The organism is Streptomyces sp. NPDC047072 (assembly GCF_040643855.1).
Taxonomy (GTDB): domain Bacteria; phylum Actinomycetota; class Actinomycetes; order Streptomycetales; family Streptomycetaceae; genus Streptomyces.
This window is the reverse complement of sequence record NZ_JBEYVC010000144.1, coordinates 16152-26982: the sequence shown is the minus strand read 5'-3', so window position 1 is coordinate 26982 and position 10831 is coordinate 16152. Positions and strand designations below refer to the sequence as shown.

Here is a 10831-nt window from a genome sequence, read left to right as displayed (position 1 = left end):
GAGGCGCTCTGAGTGGCACATCGAAACCGTAGTCTTCGAATCGTCGGATCGCCGGTGCCAGACGATGGGCGCCCTTAGCCGAGCGGCAGCCCCTTCAGGGGCAGCGAGTCGGCGGCCGGCAGACCGCCCTTGGTGACCGCGTCGGTCGGCAGGCCGCCCTTCGTCGCGTTGGACGCCGTGTCACCCAGTACGTCCCCGGCGGACCCGGCGGCCTCGCCCGCCGTCTTCTGCGCCGCCGGCGTCGCCTTCTTCACGGCCTTGCCGCCGGTCTTGCCCGCGGTCGGCACCGCCTTCTCCACGGTCTCGCCGCCGGTCTTGCCCGCGGTCCCGGTCAGGTTCTGCGTCGTGCCGTCCACGGTGTCACTGACGTGCGCCGCGTCCAGAGCGGACAGCCCACCGAGGTTCGGGGTGGCGGGCAGCGCGGCGGGGGCCGCACTGGCGGAGCCGGCCGCACCGACCCCGGCTGCCGCTCCCGCAGCGACGAGCAGCGCGGCACGGGCGATCCTGCGGGTCAGGGGGAGGGACATTTTGCTCCTTCGACGGGAGGGAACGTTGCTTGGACGCCGTGACTACCGCTCGAAGCCGTCGAAGGTTGCGGAGGCCAAATGTAAAGAATTGGTAACGCGTCGCATTATCGCCTGCGGATAAAAACGGGCAAAACCCTTCCGGTCCGAAAGTCCGGCGAATCCGTACAGCCCTTTGTTCCCAAGGGATCCGACGGATGCGGGGGTGATGTGGCGAAAACGTGCGCACACCCGCTCCGGCGGACGGCGGACGTAACCCTTCCAAGTGATCTTCCGAACTACCGTGCCGTCAGTATCCGTACGGTGGCCGTCCCGCTCGCCCCGCCCTCCGGCAGCCACCGGCTGTCCGTGTTCCCGGCGGTCCACTGCCGTCCGGCGTACGAGACCCGCTCGATGCGCAGCGCCGAGGAGTTGGCGACCGCCCAGTGCGCGAGCTGCCAGCCGCGTTCCTCCAGGCTGCGCCCCGCACGGCTGGTGTCCTTGCGCACGGGGAGCGTCACCGTGCGCCCGTCGCCGGGGCCCGGCGTCGGCGACGGTGACGCCTTGCCGCCCACCTCGGCGGCGGTCGTCTCCAGTGCGTCCCGCCCGAAGTCCCGTACGAGAGCCGAGCGCACCGACTCCGGACCCGCGGCGCCGACCTGCGTGACTCCGGGCTCCGTACGGCCGTCGCAGGTCAGCGTGGCCGCCGAGGTGCCGGTGAGGGCGGCGGCGAGCACCGTGGCGTCCGGCTCGTGCTTGGCGTACGCCTCCGGGTAGCCGCTGCGCTGCACCTTCTGCGCGGCGACCGTCAGCGGCAGCTCCTGGTAGCCGCGCACCTTGACCAGGTGCTTGTAGAACGCGCCCGCCGCGTACGCCGGGTCGAGGATCTGCTCCGGCCTGCCCCAGCCCTGCGAGGGCCGCTGCTGGAACAGCCCGAGCGAATCCCGGTCGCCGTGGCGGATGTTGCGCAGGCCGGACTCCTGGAGCGCGGTGGCCAGCGCGATGGCCACAGCCCGCTCGGGCAGCCCGCGCCCGGTGCCGACGGCGGTGATGGTCGCCGCGTTGACGGTCTGCTCCGGCGTGAACTCGTACGACGGTCCGCCGACCTGGCCCGAGGCCACGCGGCAGACCGGTCCGCCCGAGCCTCCGGTGAGGTACTGCACCACGACATAACCGGCGACGGCGGACATGACCACGAGGGCCGCCAGGAAGCGGAGAAGGCGGCCACCACGCCTGCGGGCGGGAGAGGACGGCACTGGCATCCGGACAAGATACTGGAGGGTCACCAGTGCTCCGTGCCGGAAGGTGAGAGCGGGCCCGGCCACCGGGGGAGTTAGGGTCGGCGACATGGCCGACACCCCTCTTGACCTCACCCTGGACGCTGCTCGGCTCACCGCGCAGCTCGTCGACTTCCCCTCCGAGAGCGGCACCGAGAAGCCCCTCGCGGACGCGATCGAGACCGCCCTGCGCGCCCTGCCGCACCTCACGGTCGACCGGCACGGCAACAACGTCGTCGCGCGCACGCACCTCGGCCGCCCGGAACGCGTCATCCTCGCCGGCCACATCGACACCGTCCCGATCGCCGGGAACGTCCCCTCCCGGCTCGACGACGAGGGCTACCTGTGGGGCTGCGGCACCTGCGACATGAAGTCCGGCGTCGCGGTCCAGCTGCGCATCGCGGCGACGGTCCCCGAGCCCAACCGCGACCTCACCTTCGTCTTCTACGACAACGAGGAGGTCGCCGCCCACCTCAACGGGCTGGGACATGTGGCCGAGGCCCACCCCGAGTGGCTGGCGGGCGACTTCGCGGTCCTGCTGGAGCCGACCGACAACCAGGTCGAGGGCGGCTGCCAGGGCACCCTGAGGATGCTGCTGACGTTCAAGGGAGAGCGGGCGCACTCCGCGCGCGCGTGGATGGGCTCCAACGCGATCCACAGGGCCGCGCCGGCCCTCGCCAGGCTGGCGGCGTACGAGCCGCGCAGGCCGATGGTCGACGGCCTCCAGTACCACGAGGGGCTCAACGCGGTTGGCGTGACGGGCGGGGTGGCGACCAACGTCATCCCCGACTCCTGCGTCCTGACCGTCAACTTCCGCTACGCGCCCGACCGCAGCGAGGCCGAGGCGGAGGCCTTCGTACGGGACTTCTTCGCGGACTGCGGGGTCGACGAGTTCGTCGTCGACGACCACACCGGCGGCGCCCGGCCCGGCCTCAACCACCCCGTGGCCCAGGCCTTCATGGTCGCCGTCGGGGGCGAGGCCCGCCCCAAGTTCGGCTGGACGGACGTCTCCCGCTTCAGCGCGCTGGGCGTGCCCGCGGTGAACTACAGCCCCGGTGAACCGCTGCTCGCGCACAAGGTGGACGAGCGGGTGAAGGTCTCGCTGATCCCGGAGGCGGAGTCCCGGTTGCGGGCCTGGCTGACCTCGTAAGGAGGCCCTGTGCGCGGGGGCGGTTCATGGCGGACACGCGGACGTCCCCCCTCCGTAACCCGCGTAGATCTACGCTGAGATGGAAAGACCAGGCAAGCGGAGGGAGCGCACATGGCTACCGGGAACCCCGAGGGCAGGAATCAGCCGCCGGAGGAGCAGCGCCTGGGACCGGTCCTCCGCAGGCGGGGGCAGGTCACGGCGAGCACCACCGACCAGCGCCTGCTGGACGCGGGCGGTCCCTCGGACTGGGTCCACACCGACCCGTGGCGCGTCCTGCGCATCCAGTCCGAGTTCATCGAGGGCTTCGGCACGCTGGCCGAACTGCCGCCCGCGATCAGCGTGTTCGGCTCGGCGCGGACGCCCGCGGACTCGCCGGAGTACGAGGCGGGCGTGCAGTTGGGACGCGGCCTGGTGGAGGCGGGCTTCGCCGTCATCACCGGCGGTGGGCCGGGTGCCATGGAGGCCGCCAACAAGGGCGCCTGCGAGGCGAACGGCATCTCCGTCGGCCTCGGCATCGAGCTGCCCTTCGAGCAGGGGCTCAACCCCTACGTCGACATCGGCCTCAACTTCCGCTACTTCTTCGTCCGCAAGATGATGTTCGTGAAGTACGCGCAGGGCTTCGTGGTCCTGCCGGGCGGCCTCGGCACCCTGGACGAGCTCTTCGAGGCCCTGACCCTCGTCCAGACCCAGAAGGTCACCCGCTTCCCGATCGTCCTCTTCGGCAGCGAGTACTGGGGCGGCCTGGTCGACTGGCTCAAGAACACCCTGATCGCCCAGGGCAAGGCCTCCGAAAAGGACCTCCTCCTGTTCCACGTCACGGACGACGTGGACGAGGCGGTGGCGTTGGTGTCGAAGGAGGCGGGGCGCTAGCGCTGGGCTTGAACCGGTCTGGGGTGCGGCGCCGTTGCTGGGGGCTGCGCCCCCAGACCCCGCTTCGGCCCTGAAGGGGCCTCGTCCTCAAACGCCGGACGGGCTGAGATTGCCGGGAGCGGCACTGAAAGCCAAGGGCCGACAATTCAGCCGCCTCCAGGGACATCCAGCCCCTCCGGCGTTTGAGGAGCGGGGGTCGAAGGGGGCTCGCCCCCTGGAGGACGGGACGGGTAGGGGCGGCGGGGGCGAGGAAATCCCTACGCCAGCCCCCGACGAGCGACAGTCGGCGCCCGATGCCCCGCGATCGACGCCACCATGTCCAACACCTGCCGCGTCTCCGCGACCTCATGCACCCGGTACACCTGTGCCCCCAGCCACGCGGACACGGCAGTGGTCGCCAGCGTCCCCACCACCCGCTCCTTCACCGGTTTGTCCAGGGTTTCGCCGACGAAGTCCTTGTTGGACAGGGAGACCAGCACCGGCCACCCCGTCTCGACCATCTCCCCGAGCCGCCGAGTCGCCTCCAGGCTGTGGCGCGTGTTCTTACCGAAGTCATGCCCGGGATCGATCAGCACGGACTCCCGGGGCACCCCCAGCGACACCGCCCGCTCCGCCAGCCCCACGGTCACCCGCAGGATGTCCGCCATGACGTCGTCGTACGTCACCCGATGGGGCCGGGTCCGAGGCTCCGCACCTCCCGCGTGCGTGCACACCAGCCCCACCCCGTACCGCCCGGCCACCTCCGCGAGCCCCGGATCCACCCCGCCCCACGCGTCGTTGAGCAGATCCGCCCCCGCCTCGCACACCGCCTCGCCGACGGACGCCCGCCAGGTGTCGACGCTGATGACCACGTCGGGGAACCGCCGCCGCACCTCGGCGACGAACCCGACGGTCCGCCGCGCCTCCTCCTCGGCCGACACCTCTTCCCCCGGCCCGGCCTTCACCCCGCCGATGTCGATGATCGCGGCCCCTTCGGCCACCGCCTGCTCCACGCGCGCGAGGGCCGGCTCGTCGAGGAAGGTCGCGCCCTGGTCGTAGAAGGAGTCCGGGGTCCGGTTCACGATCGCCATGATCACCGGCTCGTGCGTGTCGAACTCACGCCTGCCCAGCCTGAGCATCCCCTGTGACCTCACTTCGTACGTCTGTGTCTTCGGCGGTCTGTGGCCGCCTGTGACCCTAACTGTCAGACTCGCATGGCACGATCGGACCCTGACACATTCGACGCCGGCGGCCGGCCGCCGGCAGGGACTCTGGGGACCTCAGCGATGGTTATGTTCTTGTTCCTGGTCATCGCGCTCGCGGTCGTGGTCGCCGCGGTGACGCTCGCGGTCGTGGGCGGCAGCGAGAGCGACGGCCCGCTGCCCGAGGTGGACCCCGAGCGCCTCCAGGACCCGCTGCCGCCGGACCGCCCGGTGGACCGCGCCGACATCGAGGCCCTGCGCTTCCCCCTCACCACCCGCGGTTACCGCATGGCCGACGTCGACGACGCCCTCACCCGCCTAGGCGCGGAGCTCGCCGAGCGGGACGCCCGGATCGCCGACCTGGAGTCCGCGCTGGCCGGCGCCCAGGCCGCCGCGCACCACGCCTTCCAGAAGCCGGAGCAGGGGGAGCAGCAGTGAGCGACGGCGCCGCCCTCGCGGGCCCGGACGGCGCCCTGCGCTGCCCCTGGGCCCTCTCCACGCCGGACTACATCACGTACCACGACGAGGAGTGGGGCCGCCCGGTCCACGGCGACGACGCCCTCTACGAGCGCCTCAGCCTGGAGGCCTTCCAGTCCGGCCTCTCCTGGATCACGATCCTGCGCCGCCGGGAAACCTTCCGCGCGGCCTTCGCGGGCTTCGAGATCGCCAAGGTGGCGATGTTCGACGAAGCCGACCGGGACCGCCTGCTGGCCGACCCCGGGATCATCCGCAACGGCGCCAAGATCGACGCGACGATGAACAACGCGCGCGTGCTGGCGGAGTGGACCCCGGGTGAACTGGACGCCCTGATCTGGTCCTACGCGCCGTCTGGCCATGTGGTGCCCAAAACCTTGGCAGACGTCCCGGCGGTGACCCCGGAGTCGACAGCCCTCTCCAAGGCCCTGAAGAAGAGAGGCCTACGCTTCGTGGGCCCGACGACGGCGTACGCCCTGATGCAAGCCTGCGGCCTGGTGAACGACCACTTGAAAACCTGCGTGGCACGAACGCCCTAGGGGCGCGGGGAACTGCGCGACCAGCCCCCACACACCCGCACTCGCCACCGATACGTCAGCGCCCCAAATACCGAGGTGTCTCCTTGTTCACGAACGCCCGCACAGCGATCGCATGGTCCTCGGACGCCCCAGCCCGCCCCTGCAACTCGTCCTCCTTCTCCAACGTCTCCGCCAGACTGTGCGTCAGTCCATACGCAAGCGACTCCTTGATCGCCCCATAAGCCACCGTCGGCCCGGAGGCCAACGCCCGAGCCACCTTCTCGGCCTCCGCAGGCAGCTCCGTGGACGGTACAAGCCGATTCACGATCCCCAGATCATGCGCGTCCCGAGCCGACATGGTCCGGGGAAAGAGCAGCAGATCGGCGGCCCGCCCCGGCCCCACCACCCGAGGCAACGTCCAGGAAATCCCGGAGTCCGCGGTCAGAGCCACCCCCGCGAACGACGTGTTGAACGCGGCCGTCTCCGCCGCCACCCGATAATCCGCCGCGAGCGCGATCCCGAACCCGGCACCGGCGGCAACCCCGTTCACCCCCGCCACCACCGGCTTCGGCATCTCCGTCAGCGCCCGCACGACCGGGTTGTAGTGCTCCTTGACCGTGCTCATCACCTTCGCCGACCCCTCGGCGAGCAGCCCGATGTGCTCCTTGAGGTCCTGCCCCACGCAGAACGCCCGCTCCCCGGCGGCGGTCAGCAGCACGGCCCGTACGGCGTCGTCCGTGGCCGCCGACTCCACGGCCTCCCGCAACGCGACCTTCGTGGCGATGTTCAGCGCGTTCATCGCCTCGGGCCGGTTCAGCGTGATGGTCGCGAGTCCGTCGCTCACCTCGTAGAGCACGGTGTCGGCCATGGCGTATCCCCTCCGGTGTGTCCGCTGTATGCGATGTCCGAAGGACAGCATGGCGGAGATCGCCGTCCGAGGACCGGACCGGACGTGTGACCTGCGTCAAAGAATTCCTGACGGCTTCCTGACGGCGGGGATCCCGCGCGGGGGCGGAGTATCGCAGCCACATCGCCGAATTGGGTGGTTTTGCTCGCGCGCGTTGCCCAAGCGATGCCGACTGATGTTGGTCATCGGGTCCTGCGATGCGGGATAATGGCTTGGAAGCAATGTGTTCGACGCCGGTGGCGCGTGTCCCACTTAGACACGCGTGCCCTCCCAGGGCTGTCGGCTTTGACGATGAGCTGGTTTCAGGAAGGGGAACGAGCATGGCGGCCATGAAGCCGCGGACGGGCGATGGCCCGCTCGAGGTGACCAAGGAGGGGCGGGGCATCGTCATGCGCGTTCCGCTCGAAGGCGGCGGTCGGCTCGTCGTCGAGCTGACCCCTGACGAGGCCGACGCGCTCGGCGACGCCCTCAAGAAGGTCGTCGGCTGACGCGGAAGCGACCATACCCTTTCGACTGCCCCGGCATCACACATGGTGTCGGGGCAGTGGTCTGCCCGGCACGGGACCCCCGAATGGCCGTACGACCCTCACCTGCTCGGCGTCCCGGCGCTCAGTGCTCCGGCGCTCAGCGCTTGACCGCGCACAGCAGCCCGTCGCCGACCGGCAGCAGTGACGGCACCAGCTCCTGGCTCTCGCGCACCGCCCGCAGCAGTTCCCGCAGCCGCAGCACCTCGGTGGGCTGCGGCCCCGAGTCCACCGTGCGGCCGTTGGCGAAGACGCCCTCGAAGACGACGAGGCCACCGGGACGCAGCAGGCGCAACGATTCAGCGAGGTAGTCCATGACCTCCTGGCGATCGCCGTCGCAGAAGACGAGGTCGTAGCCCGCGTCGGCGAGCCGGGGCAGCACGTCGAGCGCACGGCCCGGGATGAAGCGGGCCCGGTTGCTGGCGAAACCGCAGGCGCGGAAGGCCTGCCGGGCGAACTGCTGGTGCTCCGGCTCGGGGTCGACGGTGGTCAGCACCCCGTCGGGGCGCATGCCGTGCAGCAGATGGATGCCGGAGACGCCGGTACCGGTGCCGATCTCGGCGACCGCCTTGGCGTCCACCGAGGCCGCCAGCAACCGCAGCGCCGCGCCCGTGCCGGGCGACACCGAGCGCAACCCCGCCTCGCGGGCCCGGTCGCGGGCCCAGCGCAGGGTTTCGTCCTCGGCGACATAGGCGTCGGCGAACGCCCAGCTCGTCTGCCGGTTGCCGGTAATGAGCCTCTCCTTGCCCCGTGGTTGCCTGGGCGTGACTGTATCCGTTGCCGCCGGGAACCCGCAGATGGGACCGGGCGTTTAGAGGGGTGGAGACGCATCCGGGGGGACACAGTTGGATCACGACGACGAGCAGGCCCTCGAGCATCTGCTGACGCAGCGGCCCGAGTGGTATCAGCACAGATCAAATTCTCGTAAAACCGCTTATCCGGTCCTAACGGGCGAGGTGGCTATGGTAGGGGCTCCACTGGACACCACCAGAGCTGACAGGGGAGGTGCGGCCGCGCCCAACGGGGATCGGGGAGGAGTGCTGCGGCGCTTCCTCGGATCGGCGGGCAGGCCGAAATCCGTGAACGACACCGCTGACCACACCCACGCCGGCGACTACGCCCAGACCGCGACCTTCGCATCCGACGCGGACGGGCAGGCGTGGACTCCGCCCACCTGGGAGGAGATCGTCAGCACGCACAGCGGCCGTGTGTACCGCCTCGCGTACCGCCTGACGGGCAACCAGCACGACGCCGAGGATCTCACCCAGGAGGTCTTCGTCCGCGTCTTCCGCTCCCTGTCCACCTACACGCCGGGCACCTTCGAGGGCTGGCTGCACCGCATCACCACCAACCTCTTCCTCGACATGGTGCGCCGCAAGCAGCGCATCCGCTTCGACGCCCTCGGCGAGGACGCGGCCGAGCGGCTGCCCAGCAAGGAGCCCACCCCCCAGCAGGTCTTCAACGACGCCCACTTCGACGCGGACGTCCAGCAGGCCCTCGACACCCTCGCGCCGGAGTTCCGTGCCGCGGTCGTCCTGTGCGACATCGAAGGGCTGTCGTACGAGGAGATCGCCGCGACCCTGGGCGTCAAGCTCGGCACCGTCCGCTCGCGGATCCACCGCGGCCGTTCGCAGCTGCGCAAGGCCCTGGCGCACCGCTCGCCGGAGGCCCGTGCCGAGCGCCGCTCCTTCATGGCCCGCGTCCCCGCTCTGGGGGGAGGGGGCGCGACCGCGTGAGTGGATCCCGACCCGAACCCCGCGAGGGAAGCCTCGCGGAACAGCATCTGGGAGACCGACTCGCCGCCCTGGTGGACGGCGAGCTCGGTCATGCCACCCGCGAGCGTGTCCTCGCGCACCTGGCCACCTGTCCGAAGTGCAAGGCGGAGGCGGACGCCCAGCGCCGTCTGAAGAACGTCTTCGCGGAGGCCGCCCCGCCCCCGCCCTCGGAGAGCTTCCTGGCCCGTCTCCAGGGACTGCCCGCGGGAGGTGACGCGGAGAACGACGACGACTCGCCGTTCGGCGGGTTCCCCGGCGGACTGTCGGGACGACCCGGCGCCACCGGAGTCTTCAGCCTGAGACGCGGCGAGCGCTTCGAGTTCGACTACGTCCCCGCCCGTACGCACGCCTCCGTGCTGCCGCCCGCCGCCGGCCGGGGCTTCCGGATCCATGACGTCAGCCGCCACGAGGCCGAGCGCTCGGCCTCGCGCGGGATGCGGTTCGCGTTCGTCGCCGCCGGGGCCGTGTCGCTGGCCGCGATCGCGCTCGGCGGGGTCACCTCCGGAGCGCCGGGCGACACCGCGGACGCGCGCGGCACCGGCGCGGGCAGCAATGTGACACCGGCGCGCAGTGCCGGGGCCGGAGCGTCCAGCACGCCCGAGAACCAGCGGCGCCGGGGTGTCGTGGGGCCGCCGTTCGCCCAGGAGCAGCTCCTCGGGGACACCGCGGTCGCGCCGACCCAGGCATCCGCACCGCTGCTGCCCGGAGTGCCGGCCCCCGCCTCGGGGCAGGTCCGGGACGCGGTCGTGCATTCGCTCACGGCGCCGGTGGTCGCCGGGGCCGCGGCCATGTCCCCGCTGATACGTCCGCTCACCACGACCCCTTCGCTCACCCTCACGTCCTGGTCCGCGGGCTCCGACCTCACCAACCCCGGCCTCCTCGCCGCGCCCGCCCCCGACGCGACGTCGGCGCCCAGCACCTCCAGCGGCCCTCGCTGACAGCGCCTGCGCCGCGGCGCGTGAACCTGGTTGAATCCACAGGTAGGTCGACGTGTCGCGGGTCGGGCCGCGGGCAGCTGTGGGGGAGCGCATGAACGAGGGCAGGCCGACGCGAGGAAAATGGTGGAACCGCCCTCGGCCTCGGCCCACGCCCACGGAAGACGGCGACTTCGAGCTACAGCCACCTCGTGAACGGGCGGTTCCCGCGGAAGGGGACCGTGCGGAGACCGAGGGCGACTTCGAGTTGGCCGCGCCCCGGGACACGGCGGCTTCGGGCGATTCGCCGGTGGACGAGCGGCAGAGGGCAACGGACCCGGCCGGTGCCGACGGAGACTTCGAGCTGAGCGCTCCGCGGGGTGATGACCCGGATGCCGCTCCGGGCGCTTCGCAGGGTGGACGGGATGCCGCGGTGGGCGTTCCGGCCGTGGGGCAGCGCCCCGTCCCGGCTGCCGAGAGCGGGGAGGCCGACTCCCGACCGGCCACTGCCGACGCGGAAGCCGACATCCCGGAACCGACCGTCGTAGCAGCTCGGGTCCCTGCTGGTTCCGTCGGCGTTGCGCCCGTTCCCGGCGAGCCCGGCGATGTCGCGTCCGGGTCCGTCGGTACCGGCTCCGAGCCGCTCCACGGCTCCGACGCCCACAGCACCCCGCCTTACGGCACGCCCGGGCCCTGGGCCCCTGCGCCGCCCGTGCAGCATCCGGCGAGTACGCCCGC

The 10831-nt window shown here is 71.4% G+C and carries 13 protein-coding genes; 7 read left to right on the top strand and 6 right to left on the bottom strand.

Going from position 1 to position 10831, the window contains the following annotated elements:
* Positions 1 to 74: 74 nt before the first annotated feature.
* Complete coding sequence (locus ABZ896_RS39560) at positions 75 to 527, bottom strand: ATP-binding protein (protein ID WP_360939960.1); 453 nt, start codon at positions 525 to 527, stop codon at positions 75 to 77.
* 275 nt (positions 528 to 802) lie between these two features.
* Positions 803 to 1765 carry a heavy metal transporter gene (locus ABZ896_RS39555; protein ID WP_360939958.1) on the bottom strand — a complete coding sequence of 321 codons (963 nt, stop codon included), beginning with the start codon at positions 1763 to 1765 and terminating at the stop codon, positions 803 to 805.
* A gap of 85 nt (positions 1766 to 1850) precedes the next feature.
* Here ABZ896_RS39555 and dapE point away from each other — a divergent pair, with 85 nt between their 5' ends.
* Together dapE and ABZ896_RS39545 are read left to right on the top strand one after the other, a co-directional pair.
* Positions 1851 to 2930 carry a succinyl-diaminopimelate desuccinylase gene (dapE, locus tag ABZ896_RS39550; protein WP_360939956.1) on the top strand — a complete coding sequence of 360 codons (1080 nt, stop codon included), beginning with the start codon at positions 1851 to 1853 and terminating at the stop codon, positions 2928 to 2930.
* Between the two features lie 111 nt (positions 2931 to 3041).
* Positions 3042 to 3800 carry a TIGR00730 family Rossman fold protein gene (locus tag ABZ896_RS39545; RefSeq protein ID WP_360939954.1) on the top strand — a complete coding sequence of 253 codons (759 nt, stop codon included), beginning with the start codon at positions 3042 to 3044 and terminating at the stop codon, positions 3798 to 3800.
* A gap of 257 nt (positions 3801 to 4057) precedes the next feature.
* Here the strand turns inward: ABZ896_RS39545 and folP are convergent, their stop codons facing one another.
* Entirely contained in the window at positions 4058 to 4918 is an 861-nt protein-coding gene (gene folP / locus ABZ896_RS39540; RefSeq protein ID WP_360939952.1) for a dihydropteroate synthase, read from the bottom strand.
* A 153-nt stretch (positions 4919 to 5071) separates the two neighbouring features.
* Between folP and ABZ896_RS39535 the strand changes: the two genes are divergently transcribed.
* Positions 5072 to 5419 carry a DivIVA domain-containing protein gene (locus ABZ896_RS39535; RefSeq protein ID WP_360939964.1) on the top strand — a complete coding sequence of 116 codons (348 nt, stop codon included), beginning with the start codon at positions 5072 to 5074 and terminating at the stop codon, positions 5417 to 5419.
* A complete protein-coding gene (locus tag ABZ896_RS39530; protein ID WP_360939950.1) occupies positions 5416 to 5994 on the top strand; it encodes a DNA-3-methyladenine glycosylase I in 579 nt (192 codons plus the stop codon). The genes ABZ896_RS39535 and ABZ896_RS39530 overlap by 4 nt, the downstream gene beginning before the upstream one ends.
* Positions 5995 to 6049: 55 nt before the next feature.
* Here the strand turns inward: ABZ896_RS39530 and ABZ896_RS39525 are convergent, their stop codons facing one another.
* Positions 6050 to 6841, bottom strand: a complete 792-nt coding sequence (locus tag ABZ896_RS39525) for an enoyl-CoA hydratase-related protein (RefSeq protein WP_360939948.1) — start codon at positions 6839 to 6841, stop codon at positions 6050 to 6052.
* Between the two features lie 359 nt (positions 6842 to 7200).
* Between ABZ896_RS39525 and ABZ896_RS39520 the strand changes: the two genes are divergently transcribed.
* Positions 7201 to 7368 (top strand): DUF3117 domain-containing protein, encoded by a 168-nt coding sequence (locus ABZ896_RS39520; protein ID WP_003966491.1) that lies wholly within the window; start codon positions 7201 to 7203, stop codon positions 7366 to 7368.
* A 136-nt stretch (positions 7369 to 7504) separates the two neighbouring features.
* On the opposite strand, the gene ABZ896_RS39515 is transcribed toward ABZ896_RS39520, so the two are convergent.
* Complete coding sequence (locus tag ABZ896_RS39515) at positions 7505 to 8203, bottom strand: O-methyltransferase (RefSeq protein WP_360939962.1); 699 nt, start codon at positions 8201 to 8203, stop codon at positions 7505 to 7507.
* Positions 8204 to 8441: 238 nt separating this feature from the next.
* Here ABZ896_RS39515 and sigE point away from each other — a divergent pair, with 238 nt between their 5' ends.
* Entirely contained in the window at positions 8442 to 9140 is a 699-nt protein-coding gene (gene sigE / locus ABZ896_RS39510; RefSeq protein WP_360939946.1) for an RNA polymerase sigma factor SigE, read from the top strand.
* Complete coding sequence (locus tag ABZ896_RS39505; protein ID WP_360939944.1) at positions 9137 to 10117, top strand: zf-HC2 domain-containing protein; 981 nt, start codon at positions 9137 to 9139, stop codon at positions 10115 to 10117. Before sigE ends, ABZ896_RS39505 begins: the two co-directional genes overlap by 4 nt.
* 175 nt (positions 10118 to 10292) lie before the next feature.
* Here ABZ896_RS39505 and ABZ896_RS39500 read toward each other — a convergent pair whose 3' ends face one another.
* Positions 10293 to 10757: a hypothetical protein gene (locus tag ABZ896_RS39500; protein ID WP_360939942.1), complete on the bottom strand. Its 465-nt coding sequence runs from the start codon at positions 10755 to 10757 to the stop codon at positions 10293 to 10295.
* Positions 10758 to 10831: the final 74 nt, after the last annotated feature.

Coding starts and splice junctions, on each gene's coding strand:
- dapE (WP_360939956.1), top strand. CDS start 1,851: ATGGCCGACACCCCTCTTGACCTCACCCTGGACGCTGCTCGGCTCACC.
- ABZ896_RS39555 (WP_360939958.1), bottom strand. CDS start 1,765: ATGCCAGTGCCGTCCTCTCCCGCCCGCAGGCGTGGTGGCCGCCTTCTC.
- ABZ896_RS39520 (WP_003966491.1), top strand. CDS start 7,201: ATGGCGGCCATGAAGCCGCGGACGGGCGATGGCCCGCTCGAGGTGACC.
- ABZ896_RS39535 (WP_360939964.1), top strand. CDS start 5,072: ATGTTCTTGTTCCTGGTCATCGCGCTCGCGGTCGTGGTCGCCGCGGTG.
- ABZ896_RS39560 (WP_360939960.1), bottom strand. CDS start 527: ATGTCCCTCCCCCTGACCCGCAGGATCGCCCGTGCCGCGCTGCTCGTC.
- ABZ896_RS39545 (WP_360939954.1), top strand. CDS start 3,042: ATGGCTACCGGGAACCCCGAGGGCAGGAATCAGCCGCCGGAGGAGCAG.
- ABZ896_RS39525 (WP_360939948.1), bottom strand. CDS start 6,841: ATGGCCGACACCGTGCTCTACGAGGTGAGCGACGGACTCGCGACCATC.
- folP (WP_360939952.1), bottom strand. CDS start 4,918: ATGCTCAGGCTGGGCAGGCGTGAGTTCGACACGCACGAGCCGGTGATC.